Raw genomic sequence first — 21,013 nt, forward strand, 5'->3', positions numbered from 1 at the left:
CTCTCCCTATTTTTTAATATTCAACTTTTTCTGTTTAGCTAGTGCGTTCATATACTTTATTTCTTTAATCGCAGAGTTTATATTTTTTGTTACTTTATCTGTTAAAAAAATAATCTTCCCAGAATTATCATATTCTTTTCTGCCTACTCTTCCTGATATTTGGATTAACGCCTCTTTTGTAAAATGACTATGGCTTGCGTCAAAAACCGCTATGTCTAAGTAGTCAAAGGTAACACCACGCTCAAGCACCGTAGTCGTTACAAGAATATTAGTCTTATTACTATAAAAATCCGCTATTTTTTCAGAACGTTTTTTATCTTCACTATGAACACTGTTAATAAAAATACTGTCATCTTCTAACAATAGCTTTATATAATTTACTAAGTTTTCACACATTGCAATAGCTGGCACAAATATTAGAATTTTCCGTTTATTTTTTAATGATTCTAAAATAAAATCCTTTAAATTTTTTGATAATTCTTCTAAAATAAATACATTATTTTTTTCTATCTTGACTTTGGGTATCGGTAATAAATGTTTATGATACCTTATCGGTATTTTTATAATTTCATCTACAAATCTTTTAATTTTTTTTGATGGTGTTGCAGATAAAAATATAAGGGAAGAATTTTCTTTTAAACCGGTAAGTACTCCTTCTTCTAATAAAGAATCACCATAATACGGAAAAGCATCAACTTCGTCAATAATAACTACATCGAAATAATTATAATATTTCATTAGTTGATGAGTTGTCATTATGTATATTTTTGACCCGGTTAATATTTTTTCATCACCATGTAAAACATTAATTGCCAATTCTTTAAAATCTCGTCTAAATCTAATTGCCAATTCTTTTTCCACGTCTTTTCTCGGAACGGCAAAACATAGAGTTTTATTTTCATTAATGGTTCTATATACCGTTTCATAGACTATTTCGGTTTTTCCCGCTCCACATACTGCCCATACTAATGTATTTTTGTTTTGTTTTAAATTTTCTACCAGACTACATGATGCTTTCTTCTGTTCAAAACTAAGTTCAACGTCAGGTTTTTTTATTTTAATATTTTCTAAGGGGATATTTATATAAAACTTCGGCACTCTGTTATCAGCTCTACCAAATTTCACACAACGTTTGCAGTAAACAACCTCTTTTTTGTTATAAATAAAAGTAAAAAAATTACTTTGCACCTTATTATCACACTGTAAGCAGTGATATTTTTTATCCTTTTGTTCAACACAAAAAACTCTTTTTATATATGAACTATAATCTAAATAATGAATTTTTATTTTTAGAGATATAAGTTGATTAATAGATAATAAAAGACCGTTATATCGGCTGAGATATAAATATTCTTCTTGTGAAATTTCACAAATAATATTGTTTATAATATCACTATATATTTGTTCAAAATCTTTATTATAATGATTATATTCCCTGTATTCTTGGTAAATGTTATTATATATTTTTATTTTTTCTTCTTCATCTAACGTTGAATATTTTACATAATATAATGCCTCAATAAATTCACAATATGTATCAAAAAACATCTTACTTTCCTCCTGTGTTCATTATACAGCTATTTTTCTTTAAGTTAAACTTATTTTGTCATTATTTTTGTAATTTATCATCTAGGTTAATTTTCTCTTTAACAAAAAACTAATTTTTTATATAAAACTACAAAAAAGATGAACTCTCTTTCGTTAATTCATCTTTTTTATTATTATTCAATTATTTGTTCGTTACGAAGATTGCTTTTAGTATATGTTATATTTCATAAATTTTATTCTTTCGGGAAAAATATCGTTCCTTCTGTTTTAGTTTGACCTTTTGTTATAGAATCAACAATCGTACTGGCTTGCTCTAAAGCAATAATATTCCCATTTCTATCTTCTATCAAAATCTTTCTTCCGGTATATGGAGTGTAAACACTTGTTGCTATGTTTTCTATACGAATATAATAATTTTCATCTAAGCCTTTTTCTTTTAACATATTTTTTATTTGAGCTAAATTATCATCACTATAGTCAACATATTCAAAAAGTTTGCGATTTAGCAGACGATACGCCAAATCACTCGCAATAATATCATCTTTATTTTGTATTAACGAACAACAGTAAAACAACGCATTTTCATCCAGTTTAAAATAATCTTCTACACTTGTTTTTCTATCGGTCAAAAATGGTACGAGTACGGTAAGGTCGGCAAAATATTCGGGATTTACTTTGAATAAATCTTTTAAACGTTTAAACAACTGAATAAATACCGTTTCATAACTGCGGGCTACCGGATGAAAATATACTTGCCAATACATCTGATACCTTGCCATAATATAATCTTCTACACTGTGAATACCCGTATATTTAGTCACTAAATATTTTTTTCCGTCAATATTTTTCCTAACACGTAACGTTCTTAACACACGTTCAAGGTCAAACTGCCCGTAACTCGTTGCTGAAAAGTATGAATCTCTCAAAAGATAATCCATGCGATCTGCATCTAATTGTCCTGAAACAATTTGATTTAATATATCATTAGGATGAGTATGTTGAATAATTGATACTATATCATGCGGTAATTTTTTATGAACTTTACACAATATACTGTTTAATTGTGTATTTTCTAAAATTATTTTCGCCGTATATTCTTCATGATTATATTTTGTCACATGTTCAAAAGCGTGCGAAAAAGGTCCATGCCCAACATCATGTAATAGCCCCGCTAACATAACACACACTTTTTCATATTCGGTTAGCTCCACACTTAATGACTTAATCTCCGTTACCATACGACGAACTATTTCGTATACACCTAAAGAGTGAGAAAAGCGTGAATGTTCTGCACTTGGATATACCTGAAAATCACCACCGAGTTGGCGAATACGACGTAAACGTTGAAACTCCTTGCTATCCAAACAATCCCAAATTACTTTGTATTTAATGTGTATATAACTATGCACCGGATCTCTTAGCACTTTTGTTTCTTCTAATTTATTTAACTGCATTTAAACAACTCCTTTCATTACTACATTGTTTCTTACACAGTTATTATAACAAAGCTGATAAAAAAAAGACAGACCTAAGTCTGTCAGATTTTCTTATTCTTATTTTTCGTCTACAACGTATGGTAAAAGTGCCATGTGTCTAGCTCTTTTAATTGCTGTAGTTAACATTCTTTGATACTTAGCTGAAGTACCTGTTACACGACGTGGTAAGATTTTCCCACGTTCTGAGATGAATTTTTTTAGTAATTCTACATCTTTATAATCGATAAATTCAATATTATTTTTTGTAAAATAACATACTTTTTTACGACGACGCATATTATTACGACGATTGTTATTTACTGCCATTTTGCATATCCTCCTATGTTTTTTTTAATCTTCTTTAAACGGATTTACTACATCCTGCATGAAGTCATCATCTAAATTACTTGGGAAATTTTCTCCAAAATCAGAGAATGATGAACTGTCATTAATAAAATCCTGCATAGCTGTATTAGCTTGTCCTTGGTTTGAATTAGAATATCCACTGTTAAATGGATTTGGTTGAGATTGTTGTTGATTAAAACTCATTGAGTCAAATCCGTTATTTTGTCTATTTGTACTAGACTTAGGCTCTAGAAATTGAACAGTATTAGCTACTACTTCCGTAACATAAACAGTATTACCGTCTTTACCTTGATAATTACGTGTTTGAATACGTCCTTCTACACCTATTAAGCTACCTTTCGCAAGAAATCTTGCCATATTTTCAGCTTGTTTTCTAAACGCTACACAGCTGACAAAGTCCGCATTACGTTGCCCATTTTGATCGGTAAATGTTCTGTTAACAGCTACCGTAAAATAAACCATAGGTATATTTGAACTAGAATATCTTAATTCTGGATCTCTCGTTAATCTTCCAACTAACACTACGTTATTAATCATAGTCTACCCTCTCTTATTTTTCTAATCTTACAACCATGTGACGAATAATATCATCGCTAATTTTTGCTAAACGATCAAATTCTTTTGTAGACGCATCTGTTTCTGAAGTTAATTCTACTACATAGTAGTATGCATCGCTGAAGTCTTCAATTTCATATGCTAGACGTTTTTTACCTAAGTCTTTTACTTCAACGGCTTCTGCACCTTCTGAAAGAATATTTACAAAACGATCAACCACAGATTTTTTAGCTTCTTCATCAATACGTGGTTGAACAGCAAACATTACCTCATATTTTCTCATGTGTGTTACCTCCTTTTGGTCTTTGCGACTCCCTATTTTAGCGAGAGTAAGGAGTAATAAAATTACTCTAGCAGTTATTGTATCAAATATAAAAATAAAAATCAACTAATAGTCCTATATTTTCAAAAATTATTTTCACACTAATTTGCGACATAATTTTCTACAAAAATACCGCTTAAAATTATATCCTTTATATTTTATTATGACTGTTTATACTTACTTCATATTAGCTTTTTCTTTCATTTTGTACTATACTATTAGTGAAGTATATAACGGAACATGAATTTCATTGTCACTACGTTTCTTAAAATTCAAGCTCTTGTTACATACTTTAATTCTAAGATTTATTTGTGCTAAAAGTACTCATAAGCCTAAGAATTAAAGAAAGTTCTTAAGACTGCCTCACCACTGCGGCAAAAAATATTTTGTATATAAATATATAATAAAACGAAGATTTTAACTTTAGTTAAATTTACTTTAATATCATATATCTAGTATGCAAAAAATATTTGATTACTTGTAAATAAAGGAAAATCTGTATGAAATTAAAAAAAATTAGCATTGTTGTTATGCTTTTGACATTATTAGTTCCTAGTTATGTTAAATCGGAAACAACATTTTTAGATAATAACGCTATTTCAAATTTCGGTGATACTAATAGCCACATAGTTATATCGGAGCTTAACACCGGAAAAATTATCGCAAAGCGTGGAGAAAATGAAAAGACTTCAGTTAGTAAATTAGCAAATTACCTTGCACTATTTTTATTAACCGATGGTTTAAAAAATAATAAAATCAATCTTAACAGTACGATAAATATCACGGAGAGTGATAGTATTTTATCCAAATACAAACTTAGCAATAAAATTAGTATTAAAGATGCTTTATTTTTACTGGAAAATGTAGAATCAAATGCTCTTTTAAACTCTATTTTTAAAGAATATAATTTTAACCTTAACGATGCACAAACTCTTATTTCCGATATGTCATTAACCGACACTACACTATCTTCTTTAACAGTAAGTGATGATAATAAGAGTACAGTGAAAAATATTTCTTATCTTACCGGTTTAATTCTAAAAAATTATCCCGGTTTAACAGAAATTACAAAAAATCCTAAGTACACTTTTGCTTCAGGCGAGAGTGCGGATAATAGTGTTAATTTTGCCGAATCTGATAAATTCAGAGTCTTAGGTCTTGATTATTCCGGTAAAAACAGCGTTACGTTCGCTTATAGCGGTAATACCAAATTACTGATTACCACTTTAAACCAGACCGATAGCAAAGACAAATTTTTCGCCGGTCTTCAAAAAACTTATGATTATCTTTTTACTAATTATAGCTATAAATTAGCTCTTAAAGCCGGTTCTTATAAAATTAATAATGAAAATATTACTTTTGAAAATGATATTTATGACTTATTCTATGAAAAACATTCTATAAAAGACGTTACTTATTTACTTATGAATAAACGTATCCTATTATTCCAAAAATACGAAACTGTTTCAGCTAATGACGGAACTGTTTATTCTGATTTTTCTTCTAATAATGACTCAGGAAAATTCACTAAAGTAAAATCTAATTTTATTAATGATGTTAATTTCAGTAAAAAGAGTAATTTGGAAAAAACAACAATTATTATCAATAGAACAAAATACTTTGCCGCAGGTATTCTAACTGTTTATTCACTTGTCTTTATGGCATTGTATATTATAAAACCTATTGTTAGAAAGGATTAAAATATGGAGATTGAACAAAATAACTTAATCTTTGAAGTTGATGGAATTATTTACGAATTAATTTATAATTTCAAAGATGCCTTTCAAAAGGAAAGTTTCGAAGAACGTTTAGTAGACGTTCTTAAAAATAAACCTTTTATCGTCGGAGATATTTCTCACGAAAAGTTACGCCTAACAGGTTTTGTTTTAACGAAAGATAGTACAAACTCCAAAAATATCAATAATTTGGAAGACTTTATTTTAGAATATTGTAATTTTGGTTCTCCATTTTTCGTTGTTAAAAAAAGAAATTCTGGCTCTGTGTCAAATACGGGGCATGAGAAAAAATAAGGATAAAATGCTAAGCAATGCAGTGTTGCTTGGCATTTTTCAAAACGCCCTTAAAAGAAATATTATTTTTATACTCAGAAACAAATAACCTAGAAACAACTAAAATGCGTAATCTAAAGTTATAAAAGCTATTATAACCATAAGAAACTCTCTTTAAAACCTTTATCTTATTATTAATACCCTCCAAAGAACCATTAGAAATAGAATACCTAACACTATTAAGCATATACCCTTTATGTTTTCTCATAGTATTAATAGCCTTACTAACACCATCAGATAAATCGATAGTAGATTTTTCAATTAATTCTTTAAACTCCAACTCATTTCTATACCTTATTGCATATCTAATATCCTGAACTCTCTCATAGCTAGCCTTAAATATACAATCTAATCCTAATAAATAATCTAAAATATCACGTCTAGTAACTAAACTCCTAAAACTCCTATTAAAGAAAAACCTACCATGAGTAACATTACTTTCATCTTCTAATATTAACTTCCAATTATTTTTTAAAAGAGTATAATTAATACCTTTTTGTTTTTTGTAAATATTCATTAGCTTAACTCTAGTTCTATTAAGTTCTCTATTAACATTTTGAATAAAGTTCTCTATTAACATTTTGAATAATATGAAACCTATCTATAACAATTTCAGCATTAGGAAACTTATTTCTAATCAACTTCATATAAGGAGTATAAATATCAATACAAATAGCCTTAACATTACTTCTAGCCTCTTTAGAAAATCTGGAAAAATAATTATTTAAAATATACTCAGTTCTACCATCAACTATATCAATAATCTCATGAGTTAAAGCATCTAAAAAAATAAAACTCATACCATTTTTACTATCTTTAGTAAACTTTAACTCATCAAAGCATAAATACTCAGGTAAGGTATTATAGTTAAGAATGTCTACATGGGATTTACATTTATAAAGAGTTCTTATAACAGTATTAACCGATACATTATTCATTTTGGCTATTTGTTTAAAAGATAAAGTATCAGCTAAATCACTCATTATAGAAAACTTAACATTTTTAGAAATACTACAGTATTTATCTACAAAAGAAGTAGTAGCTACAAATTTTTTATTACAAGTTTTACACTTGAAACGTTGCTTTCTTAGTTCCAAATAAGCAGGGATACCTGATATTTTTAATAGATTAATTCTAGTAAGTTCATTAAAGCCGTTTTTAACTACAGTATAACCTTTATTAAGACAACCACAGCATTCACACTTCTTGGGTTTATATGTTAAGGTACCTTTGAATACAAAGTACTTTTGATTATTTTTTATAGTTTCGTTATGTGTTTTCTCAATAGTTATATTTTTATCTTTTATTTGTAGTAGGTTTTTAATGAATTCTCCCTCTTTTATTTCTTTTGTTTTTGTGTTAAAATTATTCATGACAGATATCCTTTCATAGTTTATTTTTTTGCACTTTAATTATATTGGATATTTGTCTTTTTGTATATTAAAAAACAATACGAGGTATGGATTTTCCCCATGCCCCGTATTTATTATACAACCGAAATTCTTAAAAGCTCCTAAGAAGTTTGAAGTATTCTTCAAAACTCTTAGGAGTTTTTCACATTCTTTACTATTTATCTTTCATTCAACTTGAGATATAATTATATTAATTAAAATTTTTAAGGAGACTAGCTATGACAGAATTGAAATTAATTCCCCGTAGTGAAGTTGATGAACGCTACACTTGGGATATAAGTTTACTATATAAAACAGAAGAAGATTTTAAAAAAACTTTAAAGATTGTAAAACAAGATATTAATACATTTAAAAATAATTATGAGAATAAAGAGCTTTCTTTTGAACTTCTTGACAAAGCTCTTAAAGAATTCGAAAAGCTTCAAGAAGAATTATACAAACTTTCACACTACGCTGAACTTCCTATGACCGTGGATCGCTTTAATGATAACGTCATTAATAATGCAACACTTTTCCAAGAAGTTTCAAGTTACTGGGCAAGTAATATGAGTTTTTTCCAAACCACTCTTGTAGATTTAGATAAAGAATTTATTAATACTTTTGTTAATAAGTACCGCCCCGATTTAAGATACTTTTTTGAAAAAATTATTCGTAGTAAAAAATATACACTTTCAAAAGATGCCGAACAAGTAATTTCAAATTTTGAAAATCTACCTAATTTTTACCATTTGTATGAAGTAACAAAACATGAAGATATGAAGTTTGACAGTTTTGAAGTAGACGGCAAAACTTTTGAAAACAGCTTCGTCTTATATGAAAACCTATATGAAATGGATAATAATAAAGATATTCGCAGAAAAGGTGCGGAAAGTTTTTATTCTACATTGCGAAAATATAAAAATACTTCTGCCAATGAATATATTTCACAAATAAAAAAAGAAAAAATGATCGCTACCATGCGCGGTTATGATAGTGTTATCGATTATTTATTAGCTAATCAAGACGTTAATAGAGAATTATACGATCGACAAATTCGTGTTCTAATGACAGATCTTGCCCCACATATTCGTCGCTATATTAAATTATTAGCACGTGAACATAACATCAAAGATATGAAATTTTCTGATTGCAAAATTAATTTAGACCCTGATTTCGAAGTAGACATGACCATTGACGAATCTCGTTCTTATCTAAAAAAAGCACTTGGTGTTTTAGGCGATGACTATGTTAAGATGATTGATGAAAGTTATGATAAACGTTGGACAGATTTCCCTCAGAATATCGGGAAAAGTACCGGTGGATTCTGTGCTACCGTTCCTAATGTTGCCGGATTTATCTTATTATCTTGGACAGGAAAAATGAACGAAGTATTTGTTCTTGCTCATGAATTAGGGCATGCCTATCACTTTATGAATGCCGGAAAACATCAAACAATGTTAAACTTCGATTGTTCGTTATATTTTGTTGAGGCACCTTCAACATGTAACGAAGTTATTGTTTCGAATTATTTACTTAAAAACAGCACAGACGCTCACTTTAAACGTTGGGTTATCAGCAATATGATTAGCCGAACTTATTTTCACAATATGGTAACACATTATCTTGAGGCTGTATATCAAGACAGAATTTACAAAAAAGTAGATAATAACGAAATGTTAAATGCCGATGTGTTATCCGATGTAAAACGTGAAGTTATGGAAGAATTTTTTGGAGATAGCCTTGAGATAAATGAAGGTGCGGAATTAACTTGGATGCGTCAACCTCATTATTACATGGGTCTATATTCATATACTTATTCTGCCGGCCTTACCATAGGAACAGCTATTGCTAATAAAATTGAAAAAGATAATAATCATGCAAAAGTGTGGTTAAATACTCTTTCTAAAGGGGGAAGTATGTCAGCACTTGAGCTTGCCAGACTGGCAGGTTGTGATGTTAGTACAGAAGCACCGTTAAAAGAAGCTATTGACTATATCGGTTACCTAATAGATGAACTGTATAATTTAACAGAAGAATTAAAAAATTAAACGATAAGTCGTACATAATATTTTCTTTTATTCCTGATAATATAGAAAATATCTAATAAAAACTCAAATATTTATAAACATAGTCAGTAGAAGTCGACACCTATAATCTAAATTAAGATAACTGTTAAAATCGGCTTCTACTTTACATTTCAATCAAAAATTAAAATTTTTTACCTTGTTTAATTTAAGAGTGCTAACGGTTGAAAAATTTTTTATTTTAAGATAAAATTGTAATACTGATAAAAAATTTTGAAATTTAATTAACAACATATATAGGAGAATCGCAATGAGTAAATATCACTTTATAGGTATTAAGGGATCGGGTATGAGTTCTCTTGCTCAAATCGTTTATGATATGGGGCATACTGTTCAGGGGTCTGATCTTGCTACCTATTTCTTCACCCAAGAAAAATTAGAAAAAAGAAATATTCCAATGTTTGAGTATAGTCCGGAAAATATTAAAGAAGGTTATGAGGTTATATTGGGAAATGCCTTTAATGATGATCATGAAGAGTATGTTCGTGCTAAAGAGTTAGGGCTTAAAACATACACTTACTCAGAATTTCTAGGAAAATTATTAGGTGAAACTCCTTCAATAGCTATTACCGGAGCACATGGTAAAACTACAACTACTACTATGGTCAGTAATATCTTCAAACACAATTTCATCACATCTTACCTTATCGGTGACGGAACAGGTTCGGGGCAAAAAAATTCCGACTTTTTGGTAGCTGAAGCATGTGAATACTATCGCCACTTTTTAGCTTATTATCCTGATTATGCTATTGTAACGAATATCGACTTTGATCATCCCGACTACTTTAAAGATGAAGATGATGTCTTTTCTGCTTTCCAAAGTTTTGTTAATCAAGTTAAAAAAGCTGTTATTTTCTGCGGAGATGATAAACTTGCTTCCAAGCTGACAAGTTCAAAAGCAAAATTAATTTCTTACGGTTTTAATGATGGTAATGATTATCAAATTAAAAATTTAACTACAACTTCTGAATTTAGCACTTTTGATATTTATAAATATGGTGAAAAACTTGCTACATTTAAAATGGCAGTTTTCGGACTTCATGATATTTCCAATGCAGCTGCTGCGATTTCACTGGCTGATATCATCGGTATTGCACCGGAGGAAATTCAAGAGGCATTAAATCACTACAAAGCTGCAGAGCGTCGTTTCAGCGAGCATAAAGTAGGAAGTTTAGTTGTTGTTGATGACTACGCTCATCACCCAAGCGAAATAAAAGCGACTATCAATAGTGCAAGACGAAAATATCCTGATAAAAAAATAATTGCGATTTTTCAACCTCATACTTATACAAGAACCGCTAAATTTTTAAATGAATTTGCTGAAAGTTTACTTACTGCTGATAAAGCATTTCTATGCCCGATTTTTGCTTCAGTTAGAGAAAAAGCTAAAATCGTCGGAATAGAAGATTTACAAAAAGTAACAACCGGTTCTGACATTATTAATGGCGAGGAAGATTTCCCGAAATTAAACTTTGATAATGCTGTACTTTTATTTATGGGCGCCGGAAATATTAACAAACTTTGTCATAAATTTCTTGAAAAAATTTAGAGAATATAACTAAATAGGTTGTAATTAAAACTACAATACTTTAAAATATAGTTATGTATGTAACCAAGGAGGAAATATTAATATGACTATTAATTGGCTTATTTTAGCTTATGCCGGAATCTTTTTGGCCGGCGTGGGTGTACTTATTATTTGTATTAGTGCGGCAATAACACTGGGAACAGTTAGAAAATCACTTAATATAGCTACGGCGTGTGCAGAAGATGTCACCGATATTGCAGAAGATGCATTAACTCTTGCTAAAGACTTAAATGAAACCGTTAAAAAAGTAGAAGGCAACTTAGAACCTATTATGGTTGAAGCAAATATTCTTTTACAAAACACTAATATTTTAGCTGAAGATTTACAGGTTAAATCTGAAAAATTGGATCCGCTATTTAATTCGGCAGAAGGACTTGCAAGTTCAATAAATGGTTTGAATAACTCTGTCGGTAATATGAAAAATAATGTTACCGGCTTTAAGAAAAGTACAGACGAAAAGTTTGAAGATTTATCCGAAAAAGTAGATTCAAACCGAGCCAAAGCATCTAAGCTATTAGATAAATTTTTAAAAAAAGAACAAAAAAAAGAAACTGAATAAATTTTAATTTGTATATACTTATATAAACCGCTATAAACTAGGATTTTAAAGCTAAAATCTTAGTTTATTTTTGTTAATATTCCCTTTATATTTTCGATTTTTTTAGGTTTATACTTGATTTTTTTCAATTTTTCATTTATTATACTTTAGTATTAAATTTTTAAAAGGAGGAACAGTTTTTATGTTAAATGAATTTAAAAAATTTGCTTTTAAAGGCAATGTATTGGACCTTGCTATCGGGGTAATTATGGGGGCAGCTTTCGGTAAAATTGTCAGTTCATTAGTTGCGGATATTATGATGCCGCTAATTTTACTTATTTTCCCATCAAAACCGGATTTCACTAATCTGATATGGAACGGTATTCACTATGGTAACTTTATCCAAATCGTTATTGATTTCTTAATTACAGCGATTGCTATTTTTATATTTGTTAAAGCAATTAACACTGCCAAAGATAAAATGGTTAAACAGGAAGAAGCTGAAGAAGCAGCACCTGAAGTTGATGCTAAAGAAGAGCTTCTTAAAGAAATTCGAGATTTATTAAAATCAGAAAAATAATCTATATATTTATATACAAAATATTTTTTGTTGCTGATTTTATAGTGGTGTGGCAACCTTAAGAACTCTCTTTAATTCTTAGGTTTATGAGTGCCTTTAGCACGAATAAATCTTAGAAGTGACGTATTCAAAGACACTAGTATCATCAAAGCCATAGGCGTAGATGATACGTTAGTGTCAACTGCTGACCCATGGCAGTAGCTACTAGCTAATCTTTTACTCACTTTGTTCGTAAAGATTAGAGTAGCCTTGCATACCTTATTTCTACGAATTAACCTAAGTTAGTTGTAGGCGTCCATACCACTGCTAACCATTGCTGAAATATATTTTTAAAATAATGTATATTAAAAAATCAAGCAGAAATAATGAATCTACCTAAAAAATTCCGTTATATCTACTTGATTTTATTTTAATTATATTTCCCAAGTTTTGCATTAATTTTTTTTATATCAGATTTTATAGTAAAATATGAAACAACAGCGATTATAATATATATAATACTGGAAAATACCAACATACCTAGCAATGTTTTTATACTGTTAAACCAACATAAATAATATCCGGCTAATACAAGCGGTGCGATTATAAGTATATAATGCACAATAAATATCTTTGCTAACCCCGTATATTCTGCATTTTTAAAAATAATACCGGCGATGCCTTGTAATATACCCAATATCATATAGATAACGGTTTGCACTACAACCGCACTATTAACGCTACCAAAACTATCTATAAATTTCGGTACTCCCGGTAAATAACTACCATACGCTATGCTGAACCCCAGTGTTATAATATTTCCTATCCCGACACCCAGTAATGCATATATGAATATTGTTTTAATTAATTTCATCTTTTTTCCTCCTATATTCCTAACCTTATTTTAAATGTTTTTATCATTCTTCTTGATACATAACTTACATCTTTGTTCGTGTATTTAATTGCTATCGTTCCTTTAATTCCTAAATCTAAATTTTTTATATAATGTATATTGGCTATTTCACTCTGAGAAATTTTAACAAAATCTTTTCCTAAAATTTTCTCCACTTCATATAATTTCATTTTTATGGTAAATATATTATCAATAGTTTTTACATATAATTTTCTATTTTCTATAAAAATACGCACTATTTCATCAAACTTCAATATTCGTGTTTCCGTTTCATTATACCCTACAAGATACGTTGTATTATGTTCTATATAATTTATTAAATTTTGTACTTCCTCATCAACCGTACGAGTATATATATGCACTAAAGTTTCTTTTATATCTTTATTTATATTTAATTCCAGTTTCATACCAATTACTCCTTTCATTTATACTATATCAAAACAGATAACGTTTATCTACCATCTTTGTATATACGGTAATTTCTTTTGTCTATATGGTGTAAATTAAATAGAAAAAAGGACAATGTTTTAAACTATAATCTCCAAAATTAAATTGGAAATTAACACATTTACTACATCGCCCTTTTTAACTACTTAGTATTTTTTAATTTTTTATCAATAAATTGCAGTGTATTTTATATCTCTCCACTATTATTCAATAATATTTACTGATGTACCCGTTTTAATAACATCAATAGCCGAATTTAATCCACCGTCTACTAAATTTTGAATAGCCGTTTCTGTATAAAATGCTGTATGCGGTGTATAAATAACGTCATCTCTATCTATCAATGTTTGTAGAAGTTCATCATCAAAATCTTTATCTTCAAAATTTTTCGGAACGTATTTACTTTCGTTCTCATAGACATCTAATCCTGCGCCTAAAAGTTTTCCACTATCTAATGCTTTTAATAATGCTTTTGTATCTACCAACATTCCGCGTGCCGCATTTAATAAGATTGCGCCGTCTTTCATCTTAGCTAAAAATTCATCACTTACCATATGTTTGTATTGTTCCACCGCCGGCATATGAATAGTAATAATATCTGATTTTTCGATTAACTCATCAACATTATCAACATACGTTAATATTCCGCGAGCTACATCATTCGGATAAACATCATAACCGATTACTTCTGAACCTACCGCTTTAAATAAACGTGCAGCTTGAGTTCCGATTCGTCCTGTACCGATTACTCCAACAGTAAGTGTTCTTAGCTCACGAGATAAGATACCCGGATTCCATGTAAAGTTATGTTTTTCTACATTACGTTGAATCTTAATTGTATTTCTACTAATTCTTAATGCTGTTGTTAAAACATGTTCTGCTATTGCATTCGGTGAATATGATGGAACATTCGTCAACTTAATTCCCAATTCTTTTAACAAAGGTCTATCAAAAACATCAAACCCTGCTGAACGTGTTGAAAAAACTTTTACACCTTGCGCTTTGGCATAGGGATAAATTTCTTTATCAAAAGGTTTATTTGCCGCAAAAACAGCTCCATCTGCCCCATCTAAAAGATGTTTATTAGCAGCATTTAATTCCTCTTGATAAGTCGCAACTTCTACTTCAGGATGTGCTTTTATCCAGCTATCCACAGCACTCTTCTCATCTTCCCTTACATTAAATAGAACTAATTTCATAATTATTCTCCTCCTGTTTTCGTTAATTTTATTGTATCACAAACGATTACAATTTTTCAATTTGTTTAAATTGTTTTCTATAATATTTTTTATTCCCCGAAATAAATTTACGTTTAATTTATTTTTTTAAAAATTTCTATTACTTCTCCGAGATTTTCTACTATGTTATCCGTTATTTCAATTACTTCCTTATCGGGTATAAACATATCAGGTACCATATAAACCGTTGCTCCGGCACTTTTTGCAGCTTTTATTCCGGCTTTTGAATCTTCTAACACTAGACAATTTTCCGGTTTTACTCCTAAGCGTTTTGCAGCCAATAAAAATACATCCGGTGCCGGTTTCCCATTTTCCACTTCCGCACCGCTTGCTATTACATCTATATATTTTTCTAAATCTGTTTTTTTCAGATTATTTTTAATATAATGTAGTCCCGAAGACGAAGCGACACCTACCTTATAATTATTTTCTTTTAAATAAATTAATAATTCTTCCACAAACAGTTTTTTATCCGGGCCTGTTGTAAATAAAATATTCTCTATATATTTGTAATGATCTTCTGTCAACTTTTTTCCATCAACTTTTGTATCTTTAAAATAATTTGTCCAAAATTCATAGATACTAGCTTCTGTAAACCCTAAAACCTGAAGTGTTTCATCAACACTCATTTCATAATTCTGTTCTTTAGCACAACGGATCAACGCCTCTGTTGAAAGTTTTTCCGTATCCACCATTAACCCGGCCATATCAAATAACACTGCTTCTATCATACTTTTTTCCTACTTTACTTTATTTTACTTAAATTATACGTCAAACAAGATGCTCTTTCAAATTATTTAATAAATATTAAAATATAATATCAAATGCTAATGATAAACTAGATTTTTCATTAATATAGACTGAAAATCATCCTAAATAATATAATTTTTTTAATTAAGATATTTATGTTTATTGAATTATAATTAAATCCTTTTTTATATAACTTTTATTGATATAACAGTTTTTTCGGAAATAATAACAATAATATTAGTTACTCTTTCTATCTTTATTATGTTTTTTTATATATTATATTAAAATTAATTTTTTCACTATAACTAAAAAATATTTTGACTTTTAGTGTAAATAGGTTTAAAATATTCATTACGAGATTAACTAATATAATTTAAGAATTTTTATTTCAATTAGTTTTCTCAATTAAAATTAATATGCTCTTAGGAGGTTCTATGATAGAAAAAGAATTTAAACATTTACTTAAAAGTAAAAAACTTCTTGTTTCTCTATCGTTAGTGGCACTAGTTCCAATTTTATATGCAGGAACATTTTTAAAATCTGTATGGACTCCTTATGATAATACGAGCAATCTAAAAGTTGCCGTTGTCAATACGGACAAACCCATTGATTTTAATGGTAAACGACTTGAAATTGGACAATCTATGGTAGACAAACTAAAAGAAAATAAGAAAATAAACTGGCAGTTCGTTGATAAGGATACTGCTGAAAAAGAACTTCGAGAAGGTGACTACTATATGATAGTTACGATACCGGTAAACTTCTCTAAAAATGCGACTACCTTATCAAATGAAAATCCGGAAAAGATGAATATTGATTTTAAAACCAATTTTACAAAAAGTAAAAATGGAGAAAAAATCATGGAAACTGTTGCAAGTAACCTTACCAATACAGTAAAAGACCAAGTTGTAAAAACGTATAGTTCTACACTTTATAACAAACTTTCCGACATTGGAATTTCACTTAGTAAAGCAGCAAACGGTTCAGGACAACTTGCTGACGGTTTATCAAAACTTAATGATGGCGGTAAACGTTTAGGTAACGGGGTTGACCAACTTCATAACGGGTCAGGACAACTTGCGGGCGGACTATCGAAACTTAATGACGGCGGCAAACGTTTAGGTAACGGGATTGACCAACTTCATAACGGGTCAGGACAACTTACAGGCGGCTTATCAAAACTTAATGATGGTAGTAAACGTTTAGGTAACGGGATTGACCAACTTCATAACGGGTCAAGGCAACTTGCAGGCGGACTTAGTATCCTTAACGGTAAAAAAGATGAGCTTGCTAACGGAATTGATTTATTATTTAACGGAGATAATAAACTTCATTCCGGTTTGCTTCAATATACTAACGGTATTCTTACTTTAAATGAAAAATTATTTTCTAAAAAAGACAACCTAAATTCCTTAATTAATGGCGGAAATTCTCTGGCTTATGGTATTTCTCGTTATACCGAAGGTGTTAGACAAATCGGCGGTGGACTAGATGCTAAGCAGGAAGATTTAACAAAACTTCTTACCGGCGGAATTGAACTGGCAAACGGAATTAATACATTAGCTGACGGTGTTCCTAAATTATCCAATGGGGCTTACCAAATTGCTAACGGTCTTGATTTACTTAACAGAAAACTTCCATCGGATAAGGAGATTGCTGATAATAAAGCTAAACTTTCTTCTCTAACCGAGAAGTTACAATATTTAAAAATAAGTTCAAGACAACTAAACAGCTCTATATCATCAAAATTTGAAAAACTTGGAAATGAAATTACTAAACTTGAAAAACTTATTGATAAAACAAATTTAAAAAATAATACAACAACTACAACTGTTAAATCTACCGATGTATCATTTTCATCTTTAAAACAGCAGTTAAATTCGACTTCTTTAACCGAAGAACAAAAAACAGCTATTTTAAATGCCGCTAAAAGTGATGTAAGTAATTCGCAAATTTCAACAGTGAATAATACAGTGATAAATAATAACAATGATATTAAAGTTGAACTTGCTCAAATTATGAAAAGTTACCAAGATCTTCATAAATCACTAGAAAGACTAGGAAAACTTGGTAAGGAAATAGATAAAGTTGATGTCGGTAATATAAAAACTCAGTTGCTATCTTTGGTTGACGGTTATTCCAATATTAAAGCAGGTGTTAATCCATTAGCTGTAGGAAGTTCTAAAGTAAAAGAGGGTCTTTCTGTTATGAATCAAAAAACTCCTAGATTAACTAACGGTTTTAGCAAATATAAAACCGGAGTTGATGAAACAGTTACCAGCCTGACAAGTGGTAAGTTGGCAAATGGAATTAAAGAACTTATTTCTAAAAGCCCACAACTTACGAGCGGTTTCGAAAGATATAAAAATGGAGTTGACGAAACAGCTACCAGCTTAACAACCGGTGAAATGGCTCAAGGGATAAAAAGATTAGCAGATAATACCTTCGCCCTACAAAAAGGTTCTACCGATTTGAATAGAGGGCTTAGAAAATTAAAATCTAAAATTCCTGAACTTTCTATCGGTATCCAAAAACTTGATGACGGCGGACAAAAATTATACAAAGGTATTAGTGATATGAAAGCCAGAACTCCTGAACTGTTGAACGGTATTCAAAAACTTGATGACGGCGGACAAAAATTATACAAAGGTATTGATGGTATGAAAGCCAAAACTCCTGAACTTTTGAACGGTATTCAAAAACTTAATAACGGCGGACAAAAATTATACAAAGGTATTGGTGATATGAAAGCCAAAACTCCTGAACTTATTAATGGAATGCAAAAAGCTAAAGAAGGCTCGGATAAATTAGCCACCGGTTTAGTAAATGGAGCTACTCAGTTAAACACAGCTCATACCGGAGATAAAAATTCAGACATGTTGGCAAATCCAATTAAAACCAACACCAGCGATATAGCCAACGAAACCAGCTACGGTAACGCCCTAGCACCATTTTTCTTAGTATTCGGATTACTTATAGGTGCTGTAATATTCAATATATTATATCCGATATACCAGAAAGAAAACGGTATTCCCACATTAACTTGGTTTATCAGTAAACTGTCGGTTATGGTTATATTCTCCCTATTAGAAGTTGTAATAGAAGTAATTTCTATGAAATTATTCTTTGATTTTAAGGTTGAATATTTTGGAATGTATTTCTCAGGATTATTATTATCAGCAATCATATTTATGATTATAGCTCATTTCTTTACATTTACATTTGGTAAAATAGGTAATATAATCAATATTTCACTAGTAGCGTTGCAGTTTGTCCTAACTACCCCGCTATTTCCTCGCCAAATGTTACCGGCATTGTATAACGGTTTAATTCCGTTCACTCCGATTTACTATGCGGATATGTCAGTTAAACATGCCGTTCTTGGCGGATTAACTAATAACATTTATAATAATTCAATGTTAGTATTGACGATTTTAGGAATAGTGTTCCTAGTTCTAAATTATATTTTCTATACTAAGAAAAATCGTACTATGCAGACTGCTGACTAATAATAAAAACCCGAAAGAAAATTCTTTCGGGTTTTGGCTCTGTGCCAAATACGGGGCATGAGAAAAAATAAATCGGCTCACTAACGAACCGATTTATTCTTCTTAGCACTAAAATATTTTTCAAATGCTTCTTCTATATCATCTAACGCCGTAATACAAAGAATAATTACTAATAATATATATAATCCTAAAATTATAAATGATGGATTTTCTAAATAATTTATGCAAGTTCCTAATGTAAGACTGGCATAAAACCCTAAAGTTAAACTCTTTACAATAATTGCTATGACTAAAGCGCAAAGTATTACCACTAAAAACATATGCGGTGATAATGCAGCTATACACCCAAAAAACGTTGCAACACCTTTACCTCCCTTAAATTTAAAAACAACAGGTTTAATATGTCCGAGAATCACTAAGATAATACAGATATAAATAATAGTGGCATTTATATTAAATATTTTTAATAAAATAACTACTAAAAAACCTTTGAAAAAATCAACGGCGAGCACAAAGACAAATGATTTAGGTCCTAAAACTCTTCCGGCATTCCTTGCTCCGACATTCCCGGAACCTTTATTGGTAAACTCTTCTCTATAAATAATTTCTAATAATTTTCCGCCCATTATATTCCCTAAAAAATAAGCTAGAACAAAATAAACAATATTTATAATCATAATTTTTCTCCTCTCTTTCTGAACTTTTCTTTTATCGTTCTTAATCCTTCTGACGCAAGCATCAAACAACCTATTGAAAACGGAACTACATAATAAGAAAGTCTATATATTATTATCGTTGCACCGATTACTTCAGGATTAATGCCGAGGTTTTTTAAACCGATTAAAACTAATGTATCAAAAGTACCTAACCCCCCCGGTATCATCGTTAAAAGTCCTATTATAGATGCTATAATAATGACTCCGACTATTTGAAGCTCCTTATTATATACTGACTTTCCTGTATAGAAATAGAGGATAATTAATATAATAATCGCCGCAAAAACCCACTCAAAAAAAGAAATAATAGTAAGTTTTACACTTAAATATCTATCACCTTTTATTTTCGGTTTTTTTAAACTGAAAAATAGGTACAACGGTAAGAAAAAGGACATTAATATCAAACAATAGTAAAATATCGTTTTTTCTTTATAAAGTGCCTCTCCCGGAAAAACATCACAAATAACAAAAATAGATAATAAACTAATTCCTGATAACATCGAAATTAAAATCATTCCTATTGCTGTCACTAAAGTCTTCCCACTTTTTGTATAAGGTTTATACATATAATACCTTAATCCTGCACCGATAAATCCGCCAAAACCTAATACCATATTTAGTGTATTTGTCATAAAACTTATTTTAAAGATTCGAAATGATGACATATGTTTTGTTATATTTATCGCTTTTAAAACAAAATAATCATAAAGACATAAAATAGTTATCCCAAACAAACCACACAACAAAATAAAAAAGAACTTTCCATAACCTAATTGTAAAGTTAACTCCCTTATTTGTCGAAAATTTAAACTTGTGATTTCTTTTTTAAAGTAGGAAAAAATTAAATAAAATATTGCTAATCCCAAAATTATCTGAATAATACCTTTTAAATAATTAAAGGATTTCTTACTTTTTATATTGTGCATATTATTTTCCTTAAATAAA

At 29.8% G+C, this 21,013-nt stretch carries 20 protein-coding genes; 7 read left to right on the forward strand and 13 right to left on the reverse strand.

Features of this window, described 5'->3' with window-relative positions; all coding sequences use genetic code 11:
* Window positions 1-6 precede the first annotated feature (6 nt).
* From AXE85_RS07840 to rpsF, 5 genes are all read right to left on the reverse strand, one after another.
* Complete coding sequence (locus AXE85_RS07840) at window positions 7-1,548, reverse strand: DEAD/DEAH box helicase (RefSeq protein ID WP_062174519.1); 1,542 nt, start codon at window positions 1,546-1,548, stop codon at window positions 7-9.
* A 233-nt stretch (window positions 1,549-1,781) separates the two neighbouring features.
* The gene (locus AXE85_RS07845; RefSeq protein WP_062174521.1) at window positions 1,782-3,002 is read right to left on the reverse strand and encodes an HD domain-containing protein; all 1,221 of its coding nucleotides are present in this window, start codon (window positions 3,000-3,002) and stop codon (window positions 1,782-1,784) included.
* A 99-nt stretch (window positions 3,003-3,101) separates the two neighbouring features.
* On the reverse strand, window positions 3,102-3,350 hold the full coding sequence (gene rpsR / locus AXE85_RS07850; protein WP_021752292.1) for a 30S ribosomal protein S18: 249 nt from the start codon (window positions 3,348-3,350) through the stop codon (window positions 3,102-3,104).
* A gap of 24 nt (window positions 3,351-3,374) precedes the next feature.
* A complete protein-coding gene (locus tag AXE85_RS07855; protein WP_062174523.1) occupies window positions 3,375-3,926 on the reverse strand; it encodes a single-stranded DNA-binding protein in 552 nt (183 codons plus the stop codon).
* A 13-nt stretch (window positions 3,927-3,939) separates the two neighbouring features.
* On the reverse strand, window positions 3,940-4,227 hold the full coding sequence (gene rpsF, locus AXE85_RS07860; protein ID WP_062174525.1) for a 30S ribosomal protein S6: 288 nt from the start codon (window positions 4,225-4,227) through the stop codon (window positions 3,940-3,942).
* Window positions 4,228-4,766: 539 nt separating this feature from the next.
* Here rpsF and AXE85_RS07865 point away from each other — a divergent pair.
* Window positions 4,767-5,966 (forward strand): serine hydrolase family protein, encoded by a 1,200-nt coding sequence (locus AXE85_RS07865; RefSeq protein WP_062174527.1) that lies wholly within the window; start codon window positions 4,767-4,769, stop codon window positions 5,964-5,966.
* A 3-nt stretch (window positions 5,967-5,969) separates the two neighbouring features.
* On the forward strand, window positions 5,970-6,296 hold the full coding sequence (locus tag AXE85_RS07870; RefSeq protein ID WP_231723782.1) for a YutD family protein: 327 nt from the start codon (window positions 5,970-5,972) through the stop codon (window positions 6,294-6,296).
* Window positions 6,297-6,306: 10 nt separating this feature from the next.
* Here AXE85_RS07870 and AXE85_RS08720 read toward each other — a convergent pair whose 3' ends face one another.
* Both AXE85_RS08720 and AXE85_RS08725 read right to left on the reverse strand, forming a co-directional pair.
* On the reverse strand, window positions 6,307-6,915 hold the full coding sequence (locus AXE85_RS08720; RefSeq protein WP_231723783.1) for a transposase: 609 nt from the start codon (window positions 6,913-6,915) through the stop codon (window positions 6,307-6,309).
* Window positions 6,884-7,708, reverse strand: a complete 825-nt coding sequence (locus tag AXE85_RS08725; protein ID WP_062172723.1) for an ISL3 family transposase — start codon at window positions 7,706-7,708, stop codon at window positions 6,884-6,886. Before AXE85_RS08725 ends, AXE85_RS08720 begins: the two co-directional genes overlap by 32 nt.
* 257 nt (window positions 7,709-7,965) lie before the next feature.
* Here AXE85_RS08725 and pepF point away from each other — a divergent pair, with 257 nt between their 5' ends.
* The 4 genes from pepF to mscL all read left to right on the forward strand — a co-directional run bounded on the left by pepF (window position 7,966) and on the right by mscL (window position 12,516).
* On the forward strand, window positions 7,966-9,774 hold the full coding sequence (gene pepF / locus AXE85_RS07885) for an oligoendopeptidase F (RefSeq protein ID WP_062174529.1): 1,809 nt from the start codon (window positions 7,966-7,968) through the stop codon (window positions 9,772-9,774).
* Window positions 9,775-10,060: 286 nt separating this feature from the next.
* Window positions 10,061-11,359, forward strand: a complete 1,299-nt coding sequence (gene murC, locus AXE85_RS07890) for a UDP-N-acetylmuramate--L-alanine ligase (protein WP_062174532.1) — start codon at window positions 10,061-10,063, stop codon at window positions 11,357-11,359.
* 82 nt (window positions 11,360-11,441) lie between these two features.
* Window positions 11,442-11,957, forward strand: coding sequence for a DUF948 domain-containing protein (locus tag AXE85_RS07895; RefSeq protein WP_062174534.1), 516 nt, complete (start codon window positions 11,442-11,444; stop codon window positions 11,955-11,957).
* Window positions 11,958-12,138: 181 nt separating this feature from the next.
* Window positions 12,139-12,516, forward strand: a complete 378-nt coding sequence (gene mscL / locus AXE85_RS07900) for a large conductance mechanosensitive channel protein MscL (protein ID WP_062174537.1) — start codon at window positions 12,139-12,141, stop codon at window positions 12,514-12,516.
* Window positions 12,517-12,925: 409 nt separating this feature from the next.
* Here the strand turns inward: mscL and AXE85_RS07905 are convergent, their stop codons facing one another.
* The 4 genes from AXE85_RS07905 to AXE85_RS07920 all read right to left on the reverse strand — a co-directional run bounded on the left by AXE85_RS07905 (window position 12,926) and on the right by AXE85_RS07920 (window position 15,824).
* Window positions 12,926-13,369 (reverse strand): DUF3021 domain-containing protein, encoded by a 444-nt coding sequence (locus AXE85_RS07905; protein ID WP_062174539.1) that lies wholly within the window; start codon window positions 13,367-13,369, stop codon window positions 12,926-12,928.
* Between the two features lie 11 nt (window positions 13,370-13,380).
* Window positions 13,381-13,815, reverse strand: coding sequence for a LytTR family DNA-binding domain-containing protein (locus AXE85_RS07910; protein WP_062174540.1), 435 nt, complete (start codon window positions 13,813-13,815; stop codon window positions 13,381-13,383).
* Between the two features lie 243 nt (window positions 13,816-14,058).
* A complete protein-coding gene (locus AXE85_RS07915; protein WP_062174542.1) occupies window positions 14,059-15,054 on the reverse strand; it encodes a D-2-hydroxyacid dehydrogenase in 996 nt (331 codons plus the stop codon).
* Between the two features lie 113 nt (window positions 15,055-15,167).
* Window positions 15,168-15,824 (reverse strand): HAD family hydrolase, encoded by a 657-nt coding sequence (locus AXE85_RS07920; protein ID WP_062174544.1) that lies wholly within the window; start codon window positions 15,822-15,824, stop codon window positions 15,168-15,170.
* Window positions 15,825-16,277: 453 nt separating this feature from the next.
* On the opposite strand from AXE85_RS07920, the gene AXE85_RS07925 reads away from it, so the two are divergent.
* Window positions 16,278-19,352 carry a YhgE/Pip domain-containing protein gene (locus tag AXE85_RS07925; RefSeq protein WP_062174546.1) on the forward strand — a complete coding sequence of 1,025 codons (3,075 nt, stop codon included), beginning with the start codon at window positions 16,278-16,280 and terminating at the stop codon, window positions 19,350-19,352.
* Between the two features lie 80 nt (window positions 19,353-19,432).
* On the opposite strand, the gene AXE85_RS07930 is transcribed toward AXE85_RS07925, so the two are convergent.
* On the reverse strand, window positions 19,433-20,029 hold the full coding sequence (locus AXE85_RS07930; RefSeq protein ID WP_062174548.1) for a glycerol-3-phosphate acyltransferase: 597 nt from the start codon (window positions 20,027-20,029) through the stop codon (window positions 19,433-19,435).
* Window positions 20,026-20,994: a lysylphosphatidylglycerol synthase domain-containing protein gene (locus AXE85_RS07935; RefSeq protein ID WP_021752877.1), complete on the reverse strand. Its 969-nt coding sequence runs from the start codon at window positions 20,992-20,994 to the stop codon at window positions 20,026-20,028. The genes AXE85_RS07930 and AXE85_RS07935 overlap by 4 nt, the downstream gene beginning before the upstream one ends.
* Window positions 20,995-21,013 lie beyond the last annotated feature (19 nt).

This window comes from Gemella sp. oral taxon 928, assembly GCF_001553915.1.
In the GTDB taxonomy this organism is placed as follows: domain Bacteria; phylum Bacillota; class Bacilli; order Staphylococcales; family Gemellaceae; genus Gemella; species Gemella massiliensis.

What these genes read in the sequence shown, in the direction of transcription:
- AXE85_RS07840 (WP_062174519.1), bottom strand. Translation starts at nt 1,548, where the DNA reads ATGTTTTTTGATACATATTGTGAATTTATTGAGGCATTATATTATGTA.
- AXE85_RS07845 (WP_062174521.1), bottom strand. Translation starts at nt 3,002, where the DNA reads ATGCAGTTAAATAAATTAGAAGAAACAAAAGTGCTAAGAGATCCGGTG.
- rpsR (WP_021752292.1), bottom strand. Translation starts at nt 3,350, where the DNA reads ATGGCAGTAAATAACAATCGTCGTAATAATATGCGTCGTCGTAAAAAA.
- AXE85_RS07855 (WP_062174523.1), bottom strand. Translation starts at nt 3,926, where the DNA reads ATGATTAATAACGTAGTGTTAGTTGGAAGATTAACGAGAGATCCAGAA.
- rpsF (WP_062174525.1), bottom strand. Translation starts at nt 4,227, where the DNA reads ATGAGAAAATATGAGGTAATGTTTGCTGTTCAACCACGTATTGATGAA.
- AXE85_RS07865 (WP_062174527.1), top strand. Translation starts at nt 4,767, where the DNA reads ATGAAATTAAAAAAAATTAGCATTGTTGTTATGCTTTTGACATTATTA.
- AXE85_RS07870 (WP_231723782.1), top strand. Translation starts at nt 5,970, where the DNA reads ATGGAGATTGAACAAAATAACTTAATCTTTGAAGTTGATGGAATTATT.
- AXE85_RS08720 (WP_231723783.1), bottom strand. Translation starts at nt 6,915, where the DNA reads ATGTTAATAGAGAACTTTATTCAAAATGTTAATAGAGAACTTAATAGA.
- AXE85_RS08725 (WP_062172723.1), bottom strand. Translation starts at nt 7,708, where the DNA reads ATGAATAATTTTAACACAAAAACAAAAGAAATAAAAGAGGGAGAATTC.
- pepF (WP_062174529.1), top strand. Translation starts at nt 7,966, where the DNA reads ATGACAGAATTGAAATTAATTCCCCGTAGTGAAGTTGATGAACGCTAC.
- murC (WP_062174532.1), top strand. Translation starts at nt 10,061, where the DNA reads ATGAGTAAATATCACTTTATAGGTATTAAGGGATCGGGTATGAGTTCT.
- AXE85_RS07895 (WP_062174534.1), top strand. Translation starts at nt 11,442, where the DNA reads ATGACTATTAATTGGCTTATTTTAGCTTATGCCGGAATCTTTTTGGCC.
- mscL (WP_062174537.1), top strand. Translation starts at nt 12,139, where the DNA reads ATGTTAAATGAATTTAAAAAATTTGCTTTTAAAGGCAATGTATTGGAC.
- AXE85_RS07905 (WP_062174539.1), bottom strand. Translation starts at nt 13,369, where the DNA reads ATGAAATTAATTAAAACAATATTCATATATGCATTACTGGGTGTCGGG.
- AXE85_RS07910 (WP_062174540.1), bottom strand. Translation starts at nt 13,815, where the DNA reads ATGAAACTGGAATTAAATATAAATAAAGATATAAAAGAAACTTTAGTG.
- AXE85_RS07915 (WP_062174542.1), bottom strand. Translation starts at nt 15,054, where the DNA reads ATGAAATTAGTTCTATTTAATGTAAGGGAAGATGAGAAGAGTGCTGTG.
- AXE85_RS07920 (WP_062174544.1), bottom strand. Translation starts at nt 15,824, where the DNA reads ATGATAGAAGCAGTGTTATTTGATATGGCCGGGTTAATGGTGGATACG.
- AXE85_RS07925 (WP_062174546.1), top strand. Translation starts at nt 16,278, where the DNA reads ATGATAGAAAAAGAATTTAAACATTTACTTAAAAGTAAAAAACTTCTT.
- AXE85_RS07930 (WP_062174548.1), bottom strand. Translation starts at nt 20,029, where the DNA reads ATGATTATAAATATTGTTTATTTTGTTCTAGCTTATTTTTTAGGGAAT.
- AXE85_RS07935 (WP_021752877.1), bottom strand. Translation starts at nt 20,994, where the DNA reads ATGCACAATATAAAAAGTAAGAAATCCTTTAATTATTTAAAAGGTATT.